The 16,233-nt window shown below is 60.5% G+C and carries 14 protein-coding genes; 4 read left to right on the forward strand and 10 right to left on the reverse strand.

Going from position 1 to position 16,233, the window contains the following annotated elements; genetic code table 11:
- Positions 1-25 precede the first annotated feature (25 nt).
- The 4 genes from B9Z51_RS04235 to B9Z51_RS04250 all read left to right on the forward strand — a co-directional run bounded on the left by B9Z51_RS04235 (position 26) and on the right by B9Z51_RS04250 (position 3,694).
- Complete coding sequence (locus B9Z51_RS04235) at positions 26-787, forward strand: YoaK family protein (protein WP_108372042.1); 762 nt, start codon at positions 26-28, stop codon at positions 785-787.
- A 6-nt stretch (positions 788-793) separates the two neighbouring features.
- Positions 794-2,488 carry a SulP family inorganic anion transporter gene (locus B9Z51_RS04240; protein ID WP_108372044.1) on the forward strand — a complete coding sequence of 565 codons (1,695 nt, stop codon included), beginning with the start codon at positions 794-796 and terminating at the stop codon, positions 2,486-2,488.
- Between the two features lie 90 nt (positions 2,489-2,578).
- The gene (locus B9Z51_RS04245) at positions 2,579-2,782 is read left to right on the forward strand and encodes a DUF3460 family protein (RefSeq protein WP_108372046.1); all 204 of its coding nucleotides are present in this window, start codon (positions 2,579-2,581) and stop codon (positions 2,780-2,782) included.
- A gap of 114 nt (positions 2,783-2,896) precedes the next feature.
- Complete coding sequence (locus tag B9Z51_RS04250; protein WP_233254846.1) at positions 2,897-3,694, forward strand: ScpA family protein; 798 nt, start codon at positions 2,897-2,899, stop codon at positions 3,692-3,694.
- 210 nt (positions 3,695-3,904) lie between these two features.
- Here the strand turns inward: B9Z51_RS04250 and ruvC are convergent, their stop codons facing one another.
- The 10 genes from ruvC to lptE form a co-directional block, all read right to left on the reverse strand.
- The gene (gene ruvC / locus B9Z51_RS04255; RefSeq protein WP_108372724.1) at positions 3,905-4,453 is read right to left on the reverse strand and encodes a crossover junction endodeoxyribonuclease RuvC; all 549 of its coding nucleotides are present in this window, start codon (positions 4,451-4,453) and stop codon (positions 3,905-3,907) included.
- A gap of 29 nt (positions 4,454-4,482) precedes the next feature.
- Positions 4,483-5,217, reverse strand: a complete 735-nt coding sequence (mtgA, locus tag B9Z51_RS04260; protein ID WP_108372050.1) for a monofunctional biosynthetic peptidoglycan transglycosylase — start codon at positions 5,215-5,217, stop codon at positions 4,483-4,485.
- Between the two features lie 20 nt (positions 5,218-5,237).
- Positions 5,238-6,167, reverse strand: coding sequence for an energy transducer TonB (locus B9Z51_RS04265; RefSeq protein WP_233254811.1), 930 nt, complete (start codon positions 6,165-6,167; stop codon positions 5,238-5,240).
- Complete coding sequence (locus tag B9Z51_RS04270) at positions 6,139-8,205, reverse strand: ribonuclease catalytic domain-containing protein (RefSeq protein ID WP_108372054.1); 2,067 nt, start codon at positions 8,203-8,205, stop codon at positions 6,139-6,141. The genes B9Z51_RS04265 and B9Z51_RS04270 overlap by 29 nt, the downstream gene beginning before the upstream one ends.
- Before the next feature lie 43 nt (positions 8,206-8,248).
- A complete protein-coding gene (locus tag B9Z51_RS04275; RefSeq protein WP_108372056.1) occupies positions 8,249-8,836 on the reverse strand; it encodes a YqiA/YcfP family alpha/beta fold hydrolase in 588 nt (195 codons plus the stop codon).
- A 120-nt stretch (positions 8,837-8,956) separates the two neighbouring features.
- Entirely contained in the window at positions 8,957-10,825 is a 1,869-nt protein-coding gene (locus B9Z51_RS04280; protein ID WP_199227443.1) for a potassium transporter Kup, read from the reverse strand.
- Positions 10,826-10,940: 115 nt separating this feature from the next.
- Positions 10,941-12,236 carry a glutamate--cysteine ligase gene (gene gshA, locus B9Z51_RS04285; protein WP_108372058.1) on the reverse strand — a complete coding sequence of 432 codons (1,296 nt, stop codon included), beginning with the start codon at positions 12,234-12,236 and terminating at the stop codon, positions 10,941-10,943.
- Positions 12,237-12,336: 100 nt separating this feature from the next.
- On the reverse strand, positions 12,337-13,617 hold the full coding sequence (locus B9Z51_RS04290) for a glutamate-5-semialdehyde dehydrogenase (protein WP_108372060.1): 1,281 nt from the start codon (positions 13,615-13,617) through the stop codon (positions 12,337-12,339).
- A gap of 1,015 nt (positions 13,618-14,632) precedes the next feature.
- Positions 14,633-15,685 carry a DNA polymerase III subunit delta gene (gene holA, locus B9Z51_RS04295; RefSeq protein ID WP_108372062.1) on the reverse strand — a complete coding sequence of 351 codons (1,053 nt, stop codon included), beginning with the start codon at positions 15,683-15,685 and terminating at the stop codon, positions 14,633-14,635.
- An 8-nt stretch (positions 15,686-15,693) separates the two neighbouring features.
- Positions 15,694-16,230: an LPS assembly lipoprotein LptE gene (gene lptE / locus B9Z51_RS04300; RefSeq protein WP_108372727.1), complete on the reverse strand. Its 537-nt coding sequence runs from the start codon at positions 16,228-16,230 to the stop codon at positions 15,694-15,696.
- Positions 16,231-16,233: the final 3 nt, after the last annotated feature.

Here is a 16,233-nt window from a genome sequence, read left to right on the forward strand (position 1 = left end):
TGCATTTCACGGAAAGCCCCTGCACATGTTTCCCCTGATTCGAGGATGGACCGATGTGCAGCGAAACCCTCAAGTCAATTTGCGTCTGGGGTGGGTGCTTTGTTTTGTAGCGGGGGCCACCAACGCCGGAGGTTTTCTGGCCGTGGGCCGTTACACCTCGCACATGACGGGCATCGTGTCGTCCATTGCGGACGACCTGGTGCTGGGTCATGGCGTTCTCGTCTTGGCCGGACTGGCCTGCCTGATCGCTTTTGTGCTGGGCGCCATGTGCACCGCCATCATGGTCAACTGGGGGCTGCGCAAACAGCTGCGCAGCAGCTACAGCCTGCCGCTGTTGCTGGAATCCCTGGCTTTGCTGGTTTTTGGCCTGTTTGGGGCGGCCATCACGTCCTGGTCCCAGGTTTTCATGCCCATGACGGTGGTTTTGCTGTGCTTCATCATGGGTTTGCAAAACGCGGTCATCACCAAAATCTCCCATTCCGAAATCCGCACCACCCACATCACCGGCCTGGTCACCGACATTGGCATTGAATTGGGCAAGTTGCTGTATATCAACCGCTTGCGCATTGACGCCCCTGTGCGCGCCAACCGTCAACGCTTGCGCATGCACAGCAGCCTGGTGCTGAGCTTTTTGCTGGGGGGCCTGATCGGCGCATTGGGCTTCAAAACACTGGGTTACATCACCACGCTGCCATTGGCGGCTTTGCTGTGGCTGCTGAGTTTGCGCCCACTGATGGATGACCTGCGCCAACGTGCAGCCGCCTTTTCCAATGCCCGCATTCACTGACCCGTCATGACCCGCTTTGCGTTCTCTTTTTTCCACCCTCGATTGATCGACAGCCTGCAAGGCTACAACCGGCAGCGCCTGATGCGCGACATCGGTGCCGGGTTCACGGTGGGGGTGGTGGCCTTGCCGCTGGCCATGGCTTTTGCGATTGCCTCCGGCCTCAAGCCTGAAGCCGGGCTGTTCACCGCCATCATTGCGGGTTTCCTGATTTCTGCGCTGGGCGGCAGCCCGGTTCAGATCGGCGGCCCGGCGGGCGCCTTCATCGTCATCGTCTACGGCATTTTGGAGCGCTACGGCTTGGCCAATCTGATTTTGGCCACGGCCATGTCGGGGGTCTTGTTGTTCTTGATGGGCGTGTTTCGGCTGGGCACGCTGATCCGTTTCATCCCGGTGTCGGTGGTGATTGGTTTTACCAATGGCATCGCGGTGCTCATCATGCTGTCGCAGATCAAGGACTTTCTGGGGCTCAAAATTGTCGCCATGCCGGCCGATTTCTTCGGCATCCTGAACAGCTTGAGCCAGAACCTGCACACCACCAACCTGGCCGCCTTGCTGGTGGCGCTGGGCTCTTTGTCCCTGGTGGTGGGCTGGATGCGCCTGAGCCGACGCCTGGACGGCACCCGCTACCAGTGGATCAGCATGGTGCCGGGCTCCATCATTGCCCTGGTGTTTGCCACCTTCGCCTGTCTGGGCCTGTCCTTGCCGGTCGAGACCATTGGCAGCAAGTTCGGTGGCATCCCGGCGGCCATGCCCGGTTTGCAATGGCCCGACTTCAGCTGGGACAGCGCCCGCTTTTTGCTCATGCCCACCCTCACGCTGGCCTTGCTGGGCGCCATTGAATCGCTGCTGTGCGCCCGCATCGCCGACGGCATGATCGGCGACCGGCACAACCCCAACCAGGAGCTGATGGCGCAAGGCGTGGCCAATTTCGTGACCCCATTTTTTGGGGGCATGCCCGCCACGGGCACCATTGCCCGCACGGTGACCAACATCAAAAGCGGCGGCACCAGCCCGATTGCAGGCATGGTGCATGCCCTGACCTTGCTGGCCGTGGTGCTGGTGGCCGCGCCGCTGGCAGGCCATGTGCCCCTGGCCGCCCTGGCCGCCATCTTGATGTTTGTGGCCTGGAACATGGGCGAGTGGCGCGAGTTTTTGCACCTGCGGCAATTTCGCCTGCCTTACCGCATCACCTTGCTGGCGGTGTTTTTCCTCACCGTGGTGTTTGACCTGACGGTGGCGGTCGAAGTGGGTCTGGTGGCCGCGTGCCTGACTTTTATTTACCGCATCTCCAGCTTGAGCCGCAGCGAGACCGTGACCCGTTATGAACACCCCACGCTGGAAGGCCATGAGGCCCACATCCAGGCCTGGCGGATTTACGGCGCGTTGTTCTTTGGCGCCGTCAAGCTGATTGAAGAGATCGAAGACAAAATCAGCACCCCGGTCTTGGTGGTGGACCTGAAAAACGTGATTTATGTCGACTCCTCCGGCGCCGATGCCCTGGTGAACCTGATCGACACTTGCCACAAAAAACAAGTGCAATTGATCATCTGCGGCTTGCTGCATCAACCGCTGGACATTGCCCGACGCAGCGGCATGCTGGAACTGCTGGACGGTCAGCTGGCGCCCGATCTGTCTGCCGGTCTGAATCGCGCTGTCAGCCTGCTCACCCCTGCGCCCGGTAAAATGGCCGACTCCCGGTGATGGGCGGCTGTTTGCCCGTCCTTGGCCATCCTACCGAGCCTGTGCCGCGTCCCTCTTTCACTGATTTTTTGCTTCCCAGAAAGCCTCCACATGTCTTTTTTCCGCCGACCTGACTACGCCTCTGATACCACCCAGTTCATCGACCAGCTCAAGGCCCAACACCCCGAGCTCGAAGCACAGCAGCGCGAAGGCCGCGCCTTGCTGTGGGACAAAGCGGTGGACCGCAACGCCCAGCAAGAGTTCAAAGCCGCCCGCGTGACCCAAAAACCCTACGTGTACCAAACACAGTCCTGAACGCCTGCGGGGGTGACATCCACCCCTTGACCGACGCGCACGCCCCACAGCCTGATGACCCACCCCACCGAGCCGACTGCACTGCCCGAGTTGCAAGCGCCATCGACTGCGACCATGCCGCAGGTGGTGGACCAGGTGGCACTCGCCCGCTTGTATGGCGAGCCGCTGTTTTCGATGCCCACCGACTTGTACATCCCGCCGGATGCGCTGGAGGTGTTTCTGGAGGCATTCGAGGGGCCACTGGACTTGCTGCTCTACCTGATCCGCAAGCAGAACTTCAACATCCTCGACATCCCCATGGCCGGGGTGACGCGCCAGTACCTGAGCTATGTCGATGAAATCCGGGCACGCAACCTGGAGCTGGCCGCCGAATACCTGCTGATGGCCGCCATGCTGATTGAAATCAAGTCGCGCATGCTGCTGCCGCCCAAAAAAGTGGCCGAAGGCGAGGAAGCCGAAGACCCCCGGGCCGAACTGGTGCGCCGCCTGCTCGAATACGAGCAGATGAAGCTGGCTTCCATGCAACTGAACGCCTTGCCCCACTACGGCCGGGACTTCCTCAAGACGCAGGTCTACATCGAGCAAAGCCTGCAGCCGCGTTTTCCGGATGTGAACATGGAAGAGCTGCAATCGGCCTGGCGCGACATTCTCAAGCGCGCCAATTTGGTCCAGCACCACAAGATCAGCCGCGAAGAGCTCAGCGTGCGCGAGCACATGAGCATCGTGCTCAAGCACCTGCAAGGCCGCAAATTTGTCGAGTTTGAAAACCTCTTCGACCCCACCCAAGGCACGCCCGTGTTGGTCGTCACCTTCATCGCCTTGCTCGAATTGGCCAAAGAAACCCTGATCGAAATCACCCAGGCCGAAGCCTTTGCGCCCATTTACGTGCGCCTGGCGTTCACACCGGTCTAACCGCATTTTTAATGGTCGGGGTCTTCGATCGTTGACCTACAAATCACCGCATACCCGGAGGTCGGCACTCGCAGAGTCCGGCAGATGCCCGCACAACAACCACCACACGCCTTAAGAGCCCTGGCCTCAATACCCAAATGTCGGGGTCTTCGACCACCGACCTACAAATACACGGCGGCCGCATCGTCGGTCAGGGCTGAGACTGCGGCGTCAATGGCTGCGGCCGCTTCTGAACATGCCATGGGTTTTGCGGTTGAGCACCCCTTGGGCGGCGAGTTTGTTCATGGACGGGCTGGCGTGGGCGTGGGTGATGGCCATGCCCAGTGCGTCGGCGGCGTCCTGACGGGGCACCACCGGTAATTGCAGCAAGCGTTTGACCATCTCCTGCACCTGCGATTTGGCGGCCCGGCCATGGCCGGTGACGGACTGCTTCATCTGCAAGGCGGTGTATTCGGCCACGGGCAAGTCGCAAGACACCAGTGCCGTGACGCAGCAACCGCGTGCCTGGCCCAGCAACAAAGTGGCCTGGGGGTTGACGTTGACAAAAACGATTTCCACCGAGGCCACATCGGGTTGGTAGCGCGCATGGATTTCGCGGATGCCGTCGTACAGCACTTTCAAGCGGGCAGGCAGGTTGCCCATTTCTTCGCGGGTGGTCTCGATCACCCCGCTGGCCACGTATTGGAGCTTGGAGCCGGTCATGTCGAGCACGCCAAAGCCCGTGGTTTGCAAGCCCGGGTCAATGCCCAGGATGCGCAGGGTTTGGGGCGCCGAGGTGGTCAGGCTGCTCATGGCAGGGCCACATCGTTCATGCGGGCCATGATGGTTTCTGCCCGACTGGTCAGGTAGGCCGACTGGGGCAACTTTTCAAAGTAACGGGGTCGGGGCAGCATCACCGCCAAACGAGCTGCCTCCCAGGCGGTCAGGCGCGCCGCACTTTTGCGAAAGTAATGCTGGGCCGCAGCTTCGGCGCCAAACACACCCTCGCCCCACTCCACGCTGTTGAGGTAAATCTCCAAAATGCGTCGCTTGCTGAGCAGGGTTTCCAGGGTCAGGGTCAGCAGCATTTCCTGGCCTTTGCGCAGCAAGGTGCGCTCACCAGAGAGCAACAGGTTTTTGGCCAGCTGCTGGGTGATGGTGGAGCCGCCCACAATCTTCACCGCGGCGGGCTTCGTATCGGGCCTGCGCTGGGCACGCTGTTCGGCCTGGGCTTTGGCTTTGGCGTTTTTGTCCCAGGCTTTTTCCAGCGACTCCCACCAGATGCCGTTGTGTTGCGTGAATGCACTGTCTTCAGAGGCCATGACCGCACGTTGCAGCAAGGGGGAAATGGCCTTGAATTCGACCACCTCCTGGCGCCAGGGCAGCCGCCCCTGCCGACTGACAATTTGCCAGATTTGCGAGCGCTCAAACGTGGTGGACTCGGGCATCCACACCGCCATGCAAGCGATGCGCAAGACAAAAAACAGCTGCAATCCGGCAAAAGCCAGGACCACCAGCAACAAACAACGTCCTAATGCACGCATCGGTGAACTTTATCCCTTGGTCACTTTTTGTCGGGATCGGGGGCCAGCATGCGGGTTTCCAGCGTGTCATCACGCGAGAAATTGAAGCGCGTGACCACCACGATCTGGTCGGCCTGCTGGCGCATTTTTTTGTTGAATTCGCCAAACGGTGCCGAACTGCGCACGATGGCGATGGCCCGCTCATCCAGCAAAGGGTTTCGGGAAGAGCTGGCCACTTCGGTTTTCAACAGCAGGCCTTTGCTGTCCACCGTGATGATCATGGTCAGCTGGCCATAGAGTTTTTCGCCCCCCGACTCCGGAAAATTCAAGGTGCCTTGCTGCTCAATCGTCCGGCGCATTTTGTCGTAGTAAAGCGCATACACCACCTCTTTGGTGGCAGGGCTGATGTAGCGCTTACGGGCCGCGCCCTGGGTTTGCACCACCCGCTGTTCGATGCGCGCCAGTTGTCGGGCCAGCTGCTGCTTGCGCTCTTCGCGGGCCTGACGGTCGGGACTGTCGACTTTGTCGCCAGCGTTGTCCCGGGAAAGCACAGCCAACTCGTCCTTGAGCTGGGTCAGCAAACGCATTTGCTGCATTTTCAGCGCCTCAATTTTGCGCTGCATTTCACTGATGTCAGTGCCCGCTTCGGTTTCCAGTGCCGGTGGCAAAGGTGTGCTGGACAGACTGACATCAGGCACTTGCCCGCCCCCCGCCAGTCGCACCTGAGCCAAGACCTGTGCATCGTCGGGTTTGTCCTCGCTGCGGGCATTGACCAACACCACTTCGAGTGGCGTGTCCGCAAACACCCGGTTGTAGGTTTCGGGTGCGGCAAAGCGCAGCGTGACCAAGCCCAGGTGCACCGCCACAGAAAACGCCAAAGCCCAAGTCAAGCCCCTGTGGGGAGATGGCTTGCTTTCCTCGGGGGCTGGCAAAGAGGTGTCTTCAGCTTGCATCGCTTGGAGTGCTGTCATTCAGATCCACGGCAATGGTCAATGGCCCTGCGGCCATGGCTTCATCGTCTTCCTCATCGTCTTGCGCTGCGTCGGCTTTACTGCCCTCGGTCGCCTCTGGCAGGTCCAGATGCGCCGTCACGGTGCCGCTCACATCGAGTGCCATGAGGTCAATGTCGCCCAGTTTGACGCGTACACGGGCACCCCGGGCCAGACCCTGAGCCCCCATGACGCTGAGCATCAGCGGCAGGCTGTCGGCCCGCACCAGCCAGATGCCGCCGCCCATTTCCTTGACCAGACTGGCCTCCAGCTCTTCGATGCCTTGCTGCTGCACGTAGCGCAGCGTCCAGTAACGCTCCATGCTCGATTGCACGCTGTTGTAGGCGCTGTAGGCCGCATCAAAGCCGCTGATGATGGAAAAAAGCTCGGCATCCTTGGGCTTGAAAGGGGCCGCCAGTGCCGCCGTGGCGCCGTGGCGGGCACAGGCAATGATCTGCCACTGGTTGACCAGATCGGTGTAACGGCGCAGGGGCGAGGTGCTCCAGGCGTAGCTGGGCACGCCAATGCCGGCATGCGGCAGGGCCTTGGTGCCCATGCGCACCTTGACGCCAGGCGCCATGCTGGCCTGGCTGCGGTAGATGCCGGGCACGCCCAGCTGGGCCATCCATTGGCCCCAGGTGCTGTTGGCCAAAATCATGGCCTCGGCCACCATCAAATCGAGCGGGGCACCGCGCTGGCGGGTACCAATCAGCACCGTCTCTTCGCCGCTGGGAGGCAGTTCGTTGCTGGGACGGTCGATCTTGAAGCTGTAATCGGGGCGATTGAAGTTTTCTGGCTTGCCGCGCACCACTTCGCGGCGCGCCTTGAGGGTTTGCGCCAGGCGCCAGAAAAAGCCCAGCGTGGCACGGTCTACCGGCAAATCGGCCGGGGTCTCGGCTTGTTCGGCCTCCAGCCATTCACGGGTGATGGTCTGATCGAGCTGGTCGTGCCGCAAATTGGCGAGGATCGACACACGCTCCAACCGCGTTTCGGTTTTTTGCACCTCGAGGTCGGCCTCATTGAAAGTCACATACAGCGACACAGCCGGGCAGTCACGCCCTTCAATCAGGGTGTAGGTCTGCACCACACTGTCGGGCAACATGGTGATTTTGTAGCCTGGCATGTAGACCGTGGACAGGCGCGCACGGCCCAGCTGGTCAATCGGGCTGCCGGGCGTCAAGGCCAGACCGGGGGCGGCGATGTGGATGCCCACGGTGACCGTGCCGCTGCCCAGGCCTTGCAGGGACAGGGCATCGTCGATTTCCGTGGTGTGCGAGTCGTCGATCGAGAAAGCCTGCACGGGGGCCAACGGCAGTTCGTCCTGAATGGCGGGCGCCTGCAAGGCCGGAAAACCGGTGCCCTTGGGAAACAGGTCAAACAGGAAACGCTGCCAATGGAAATCCCAGGCCGAAGCGATGGCGCCTGCGTTTTGCAGCAAATCCAAAGGGGCGGTCTGGCTGCTTTTGCTGGCCTCGACCACGGCCTTGTATTCAGGGGTGTTCTTGTCGGGGCGAAACAGGATTTTGTACAGCTGCTCGCGGATGGGCTCAGGGCAACGGCCCGCCACCAGGTCGGCAGACCAAGCCTCGATCTGCGCCTGCACCTGCTTCTTTTTCTCGATGGCGGCCAGGGCCTGCTGCACGATCTCGGCTGGGGCTTTACGAAAGCGGCCTTTGCCTGCACGGCGGAAATAGTGCGGCGCCTCGTGCAGGCGCAGCAAAGCGGCCACCTGCTCCACCGTGGTGGCGCCCGTACTGAAGTAATCGCGGGCCAGATCTGCAAAGCCGAACTCTTCGTCCGCAGCGAATTCGTAGGCCAGCTCCAGCTCAATGCTCTGGCTCAAGGCTGTGGCCTCGCTGAGCAAGGCGGCGGGCGTGGGTTTTTCGAACTTGAGCAGCATGTTCGCTGCCTTGACTTTGACCCGTTTACCGGAGTCCAGTTCGACTTGGGCGGAGGCGTCGGCCTCTGACATCACCCGACCGGCCATGAATTTGCCGGCATCTTCAAATAGTACGTACATGCCCTGATTTTCCCATGCCCCTTGAACTTTCTGCGGACAGCGCTCAGGCCAATCGCAGAAATTCCAGGATTTCGGGCAAGTGCTCGTCAAAATCACTCAGGGCATGGTCGCCGCCCTCGATCAGTCGCACCCGTCCACCCTGGTGGGCGGCCAGCATCTCACGCCAGTCCAGGACCTCGTCACCTTGGGCGATCACAGCCAGGGTGTCCACAGGGCTGGACTGGGGTTGAGTCTCCAGATCGGCCAGTTCTTGCACATAGGCTGCATCGAAAAAGATGCTTTGAGAAGGATCGTGCCACGCCGGGTGCTCGCCGATGTAGCCCGCCAGATCGCGCGAAGGGTGGACGGCCGGGTTGATCAACACCGCTGGACAGCCCAGGTGGTGGGCCAGCCAGGTGGCATAAAAACCACCCAAAGAAGAGCCCATCAGGGCGGTGCTTGCCAAGGGCCAGTCAGCCAGCCCCGACAACAGCATCTTGATGGCTTGACGGGGCGAAGCAGGCAACTGAGGGCACCACCAGCTCACATGGGGGTGCTGCGCTGCGACAAGGGCGGCCATTTGCCTGGCTTTGACCGACTGCGGCGAAGACCGAAAACCGTGGAGGTACAGCAAATGGGTGGTTTTTTGCATGGCGCCAATGCGGCAATTGTTTTTTGGAGCGCCCCAGGACAGATCGCTGCGCTAAACCATAAGGTCGAACTCTGCGAGTGCCGACCTTCAAGCGCTGTGCCCATGACGGGAGAAGGCTTGTCAAATCTCGATTTTTGAGCCCAATTCCACCACCGCGTTGGTCGGCAAGTTCAAGAACTCGGCCGCCGCGCTGGCGTTGTGGTGCATCTGCGCAAAAAGCTTTTCGCGCCAGGTGGCCATGCCGCCGCCAATGGTCGGGATCACGATGTCTCGCGACAGGAAGTAGCTGGTCATCATCGGGTCGATTTTGTAGCCATCTCCCTCAATGGATGCCAAGGCTGTGGGCAAATCGGGGTTGTCCTTGAAGCCGTAGTTGACGATGACTTGCCAGCAGTCATGGCCCAGCGGCGTCACTTCGAGGCGCTTGTCTGCATCCGTGCGCGGGATTTCGTGGCTGCGCACCGTGACAAACAGGTTGCGCTGGTGCAAGACTTTGTTGTGCTTGAGGTTGTGCAGCAATGCGTTGGGCACGTTTCCGGGTTCAGAGCTCAGAAAAACGGCTGTGCCCTCCACGCGCGTGGGTGGGGCCACAAACACAGCTTCCAGAAAGTCGTTGAGTCGAAAAGCATCTGAGCGCAAGGAGTCATTGAGCAAACGTCGGCCATCGTGCCAAGTCAGCATGAGGGTGAACACGGCTGCGCCAATGAGCAAGGGGAACCAGCCACCATCGAACAATTTGAGCAAGTTGGATGCCCAGAAAGCCAGATCGACCGCAAAGAAAAAACCGGTCGCGCCGATGCACAGTGCCAGCGGCAATTTCCAGGCATAACGAATCACAAAGAACGTCAGCACCGTGGTGATCAGCATGTCAGTACATACGGCGATGCCGTAGGCTGCGGCCAGGTTGCTCGACGACTTGAACATGACCACCGCCATGACAATCGCTGCGAACAGGCCCCAGTTCACAAAAGGCATGTAAATCTGGCCGGTGTCGGTCTCGCTGGTGTGCTGCACCTGCAAGCGCGGCAAATAGCCCAGCTGGATGACCTGCTTGGTGACGCTGAAGGCTCCCGAAATGAGGGCCTGCGAAGCAATCACCGTGGCCATGGTGGCCAAACCCACCAAGGGCAGCAAGGCCCAATCGGGGGCCATCATGAAGAACGGATTTTCTTTGGCCTCGGGATTGGACAACAGCAATGCGCCTTGGCCGAAATAGTTCAAGGTCAGGCACGGCATGACCACGCTGAACCAGGCCAAACGGATCGGCTTTTTGCCAAAGTGCCCCATGTCCGCATACAAGGCCTCGCCACCCGTGACGCACAAAACGACGGCGCCCAAAATGATGAAGGTGGTGCCGGGGTTGTTCCAGATGAAACCCACGGCGTAGTGAGGGCTGATGGCGAACAGAATCTCGGGGTGATCCACGATCTGCGACACGCCCAGCAGGGCAATCGTGAAAAACCAGACCAGGGTAATGGGACCAAAGAACTTGCCAATGCCGGCTGTGCCGCGCTTTTGCACCCAAAACAGCAAAAACAAGATCACCAGGGTCAGTGGAATGACCGATTTCTTGAAGGTGGGGGAGATGACTTCCAGCCCCTCCACCGAGGACAAGACGGAAATCGCCGGGGTGATCACCCCGTCACCATAAAACAGACAGGTACCAAAGATGCCCACGACCAGCAACACCTTGCGCAATTGAGGCCGGTCTTTGACCGATTGAGAAGCGAGCGCCAACATGGCGACCAGCCCCCCCTCACCGTGGTTGTCGGCCCGCAGCACCAGCACCACGTATTTGACCGACACGATGGTGGTCAGCGTCCAGAAAAAGATGGACAGAATGCCGTAAATGTTCTCGGACGTTAAGGGCACATGGCCAGAGCCAAAGACCTCTTTCATGGCGTAAAGCACGCTGGTGCCGATGTCGCCGTAAACCACGCCAATGGCGCCCAGGGTCAGGGCAGCGAGTGAGGATTTGGATGAGGACACAAAAAAACAGCCTGACCGGGGTCAGGCTTTTGATGACTAAGATGTGCGCTATTTTGCGCCTGATCAAGGACAGATGTCATCCTTGATTGGTGCAATTTGTTGCAGCGCAACAACTTCAGTCGTACACCTCGGCCTCGGGGTCGGTCGCTTCCAGCTCGTAACTGGCCGCCAACATGGCCAGGCGGCCAATCACACCGTACATGTAAAAACGATTGGGCACACTGGCACCGGGCTTGATGCCTGGCTGGGGCAGGTGCGGGGTGTCGGCGAAGGCCAAAGGCACAAAGCTGGCGCCCGGGGCGTTGAGGTTTTCGTCCACGCCGCGTTCGGCATGCACGCGGTAAAAACCACCCACCACATAGCGGTCCATCATGTAGACGACCGGCTCGGCCACCGCGTCGTTGATGCGCTCGTTGGTCAGCACGCCTTCCTGGATGATCACATCGTTGACGGTCTGGCCGTCCTTGATGACGTTCATCTTGTTGCGGGTCTTGCGGTTGAGCGCGTCCAGATCGGCCACGTCGCGCACCGTCATGATGCCCATGCCGTAAGTGCCGTTGTCGGCCTTGACGACCACAAACGGCTTTTCGTTGATGCCGTATTCCTTGTATTTGCGCTTGATCTTGGTGAGCAGCGCATCCACATTGCTGCGCAGGCATTCCATGCCCGTGCCTTCGGCAAAGTTCACATCGCCGCACTGGCTGAACATGGGGTTGATCAGCCAGGGGTCAATGCCCAGCAGCTTGCCAAAGCGCTTGGCCACTTCCTCGTAGCTCTGAAAGTGCTTGGTCTTGCGGCGCACACTCCAGCCCGCATGCAGAGGCGGCAGCAAAAATTGCTCGTGCAGCTCTTCCAGAATGCCGGGGGCACCGGCCGACAGGTCGTTGTTGAGCAAGATGGTGCAGGGGTCGAAGTCTTTCAGGCCCAGGCGGTGTTTGCTGCGCACCACGGGTTCGAGCGTGATGCTCTCGCCGTTGGGCAGCTCAATGCGGGTCGGCTCCTTGATGTCGGGGTTGATCGAGCCCACCCGCACGTTCAAGCCCGCCATGTGGAAGATGCGCTGCAGCTGCAACACATTGGTCAGGTAAAAGGTGTTGCGCGTGTGGTTTTCGGGAATGATCAGCAGGTTTTTGGCCTCGGGGCAGATTTTTTCGATGGCTGCCTGTGCCGCCTGCACCGCCAACGGCAGCATTTCCTGCGTCAGGTTGTTCCAGCCGCCTGGATACAGATTGGTGTCCACCGGGGCCAGCTTGAACCCCGCATTGCGGATGTCCACCGAGGTGTAAAACGGTGGCGTGTGCTCCATCCACTCCAGGCGAAACCAGCGCTCGATCGCGGGCATGGAGTCGAGGATGCGCTGCTCCAGCTCATTGATGGGGCCGTTCAGGGCGGTGACGAGATGAGGAACCATGGACTTGCCTTCAGTGAACCAGAAAAATCAAAGGGATCATACGGGGCTGGTTGGCGGCATTGCAAGAACCCACCGGACAGCCCCGCTGTGTTTCGTGTGCTCAGGTACGGACTTCACCTTCGCCCAGCACCACGTACTTGAGCGAAGTCAGGCCTTCGATGCCGACCGGGCCCCGAGCGTGGAACTTGTCGGTGCTGATGCCGATTTCGGCCCCCAGCCCGTACTCGAAGCCATCGGCAAAACGGGTGCTGGCGTTGACCATGACGCTGGACGAGTCCACCTCGCGCAAAAAGCGCTGGGCGTGCATGTGGTCGCGGGTCAGGATGGCTTCGGTGTGGTGGCTGCTGTAGTGGTTGATGTGGGCAATCGCCTCATCCACCCCTTCAACCACCTTGACGCTGATGATGGGCGCGAGGTATTCCTCGGACCAATCCTGCTCGGTGGCGTCTTTCAGGTTCGCGCCGCTGACCTGGCTCAAGATGGCCTTGGCCTTGGGGCAGCAACGCATCTCGACGCCTTTGGCTGCGTAAATGGCGCCAATCTTGGGCAAAAACTCACCCGCCACACCGCGCGCCACCAGCAGGCTTTCGCTCGCGTTGCAGGGGCTGTACTTTTGGGTCTTGGCGTTGTCGGCCACGCGGACCGCCATGTCGATGTCACAGGGCTCGTCCACATAGGTGTGGCAATTGCCGTCCAGGTGCTTGATGACGGGCACTTTGGCCTCGGCGCTGATGCGCTCGATCAAGCCCTTGCCGCCACGCGGAATGATCACGTCCACATACTGCGGCAAGGTGATCAGCTGGCCCACAGCGGCCCGGTCGGTGGTTTGCACCAGCTGCACAGCGTTGACGGGCAAACCGCTTTCGGTCAGGGCTTGCTGCACCAGCAACGCCAGCGCCTTGTTCGACTCGATCGCCTCGGAGCCGCCGCGCAAGATGCAGGCGTTGCCGCTCTTGATCGAGAGGCTGGCTGCTTCGATGGTCACATTCGGGCGACTCTCGAAAATCATGCCGAACACGCCAATGGGCACACGCATCTGACCCACACGGATGCCGCTGGGCATTTGCTTCATGCCCAGGATCTCGCCGATCACGTCGGGCATGGCGGCCAGCTGTTCGCAGCCTTGGGCACAGGTCTCCAGCACCTTGGGGGTGAGCTTGAGGCGGTCCACCATGGGCTCAGACAAGCCATTGGCCTGGGCACGGGCCAAGTCTTTGGCGTTGTCGTGCTGCAAGGCATCAATGTTTTCACGCAGCAAATCAGCCAATCGGCGCAAGGCCTGGTTCTTGACAGCAGCCGAGGCCTTGGCCATCAAGGCAGAAGCTATCTTGGCCTGCAGCCCCAGGGCCTTCACATGTTCAGCGGTGTTCAGATCGGTCATGGGGTCATTTTCGCAGATGCGGCGGCCGGGTTCTTTGAAAGAAATATGTCGCTGCTTTGAGGGTTTATCAGGTCGGCACCGAGGCCGCAGACAAGCGGTGACTTGGAGTTTTGTAGGTCGGTGGTCGAAGACCCCGACATGGGCACGCCACGCGCTCAGGCCCATGCAGCTGGTGCAGGTGATCGGGCAAATGTCGGACTCTTCGAGTGCCGACCTACGGGTGCATTGATTGCTGCGACGACACTGGCTTGGGGTTTTGTAGGTCGGTGGTCGAAAACCCCGACATGGGCAAACCATGCGCTCAGGCTCATGCAGGCGGTGCAGGTGATCGGGCAAATGTCGGACTCTTCGAGTGCCGACCTACGGGTGCATTGATTGCTGCGACGACACTGGCTTGGGGTTTTGTAGGTCGGTGGTCGAAGACCCCGACATGGGTGGGCCACGCGCTCAGGCCCATGCAGGTGGTGCAGGTGATCGGGCAAATGTCGGACTCTTTGAGTGCCGACCTACGGGTGCATTGATTGCTGCGACGACACTGGCTTGGGGTTTTGTAGGTCGGTGGTCGAAGACTCCGACATGGGCAAACCCTGCGCTCAGGCCCATGCAGGCGGTGCAGGTGAACGGGCAAATGTCGGACTCTTCGAGTGCCGACCTACGGGTGCATTGATTGCTGCGACGAAACGGGTTTGGGGTTTTGTAGGTCGGTGGTCGAAGACTCCGACATGGGCAAACCCTGCGCTCAGGCCCATGCAGGCGGTGCAGGTGATCGGGCAAATGTCGGACTCTTCGAGTGCCGACCTACGGGTGCATTGATTGCTGCGACGACACTGGCTTGGGGTTTTGTAGGTCGGTGGTCGAAAACCCCGACATGGGCAAACCATGCGCTCAGGCTCATGCAGGCGGTGCAGGTGATCGGGCAAATGTCGGACTCTTCGAGTGCCGACCTACGGGGGGATTTTTTCGGCGGTGAAACGGATGGACCGACGTGCAACGCTTATTTGGCGCTGGGACAGGCTCAGCGCACGATGCAAAAGCGCGAAAAGCGCACGGCCAGGCGTTGCAGGGCTTGCCAAGGATCGGTGGGCCAGTCGGCCACTTTCAGGCCTTTGACGATGCCGTCGACCTGGTGGGCCGCTTGCAGCAGGCCGTTCAGTCGGGCTTCGGTCATGCGGGGCAATACGCGCTCGAACAGGCGTTCGCGCGGCCCCCACACGCGCTGCTCGCGCAAGGCCATGGGCATGGGTTTGCCTGCGGCGATGGCATCCTTGACGCGTTTCAAGGCGCGGATGTCTTCGGCGATGGTGTAGTGCACCAGCACGGCTGCCTCGCCTTCGGCCTGCAGGCCGTCAAGCATGCGCTGCACCCGGGCCACTTGCCCGGCCAGCACAGATTCAGAGAGTTTGAACACGTCGTAGCGCGCCACATTGAGCACGGCCGATTCGACTTGTGCCTGCGTCAGCTCGCCGGGCGGATGCAGCAAACCGAGCTTTTGAATCTCCTGATGGGCCGCGAGCAGGTTGCCTTCGACCCGATCGGCAAAAAACTGCAGGGTGCGCTGGCCTTCTTCGCCTGCTGCCACGTTTTGCCCTTGGCGTTGCAGGCGCTGGGCAATCCATTGGGGCAAGGCATGGCGTTCGATTGGCTCGACGGGAATCACGACGCCGCCGCCTTCGAGTGCAGTGAACCACGCCCCCTTTCTGGTGGCCGCATCCAGGCTGGGCAGTAAAAACAGGGTCAGGGTCGAGTCGTTGCCTTGCGCCGAAGCCACCAATTGCTGGATGGCGGTGCTGCCTTCCTTGCCCGGTTTGCCGGTGGGAATGCGTACCTCGACGATCTGCTTGTCGGCAAACAGGCTGAGCGAGCCGCCTGCGGCCAGCACTTCGCTCCAGTCAAAGTGGGCACCCGACACGGTGTGCACCGAGCGCTCGGTATAACCCTGGGCGCGGGCGCTGGCACGGATGGTGTCGGCAGCTTCCTGCATCAGCAAGGCTTCGTTGCCGTGCAAGGTGTAGAGGCTGCGCAAGCCCTTTTGCAGGTGCGCAGCAAGCTGTGGAAGGGCCAGTTGCATGAAGGCGCTCAGGATTTGGGAGCGGGCACGGGTCGGGCCTTGACGGCCGACAGGCGCCGCATGATCTGCTGCACGATGTCGGTCTGCATGTCGCGGTACATCATGCCCATCTCGATCTCTTTGGACAGCGCCGCCGTTTCGCTGAAGCTCAGGTCACGCTGCTGGTACAGCTCGACCGACTCGATCAGCTCCACGCCTTGCGGCGTGCGCAAGCGGAATCTGACGCGTAAACGCAATTGCATTTCGCGAATCTGCCCCGAAGCATTCATGCCCACAATCACCTGCTGGCGATCTTCTCCGAGGATGTCAAGAATCGCATCGGCCTTGAGCATCTGCTTGGCGTCGGTCCACAAATCGATGCGGCCAGTGCCCAGCAAGTTGCGGCGCAACTCCACTCCCAGGGGCGATGTGGCAGAAAAATTGCCATAAAGGGTCTTGAAGGCGTAGTCGCCCGCCTGACGCAGCTGAAAGCCGCAGCCCACCAGCAGCGCGGCCACAGGCAACAGGCCCAAGGCATGCAAAACGTGGCGACGGGATGCGGTCATGCG

This window comes from Limnohabitans sp. T6-5, assembly GCF_003063315.1.
Lineage (GTDB): Bacteria > Pseudomonadota > Gammaproteobacteria > Burkholderiales > Burkholderiaceae_C > Limnohabitans_A.

Coding starts and splice junctions, on each gene's coding strand:
- B9Z51_RS04290 (WP_108372060.1), bottom strand. CDS start 13,617: ATGACCGATCTGAACACCGCTGAACATGTGAAGGCCCTGGGGCTGCAG.
- lptE (WP_108372727.1), bottom strand. CDS start 16,230: ATGACCGCATCCCGTCGCCACGTTTTGCATGCCTTGGGCCTGTTGCCT.
- B9Z51_RS04245 (WP_108372046.1), top strand. CDS start 2,579: ATGTCTTTTTTCCGCCGACCTGACTACGCCTCTGATACCACCCAGTTC.
- holA (WP_108372062.1), bottom strand. CDS start 15,685: ATGCAACTGGCCCTTCCACAGCTTGCTGCGCACCTGCAAAAGGGCTTG.
- B9Z51_RS04275 (WP_108372056.1), bottom strand. CDS start 8,836: ATGCAAAAAACCACCCATTTGCTGTACCTCCACGGTTTTCGGTCTTCG.
- mtgA (WP_108372050.1), bottom strand. CDS start 5,217: ATGCGTGCATTAGGACGTTGTTTGTTGCTGGTGGTCCTGGCTTTTGCC.
- B9Z51_RS04250 (WP_233254846.1), top strand. CDS start 2,897: ATGCCGCAGGTGGTGGACCAGGTGGCACTCGCCCGCTTGTATGGCGAG.
- B9Z51_RS04265 (WP_233254811.1), bottom strand. CDS start 6,167: ATGACAGCACTCCAAGCGATGCAAGCTGAAGACACCTCTTTGCCAGCC.
- B9Z51_RS04270 (WP_108372054.1), bottom strand. CDS start 8,205: ATGTACGTACTATTTGAAGATGCCGGCAAATTCATGGCCGGTCGGGTG.
- gshA (WP_108372058.1), bottom strand. CDS start 12,236: ATGGTTCCTCATCTCGTCACCGCCCTGAACGGCCCCATCAATGAGCTG.
- B9Z51_RS04235 (WP_108372042.1), top strand. CDS start 26: ATGTTTCCCCTGATTCGAGGATGGACCGATGTGCAGCGAAACCCTCAA.
- B9Z51_RS04240 (WP_108372044.1), top strand. CDS start 794: ATGACCCGCTTTGCGTTCTCTTTTTTCCACCCTCGATTGATCGACAGC.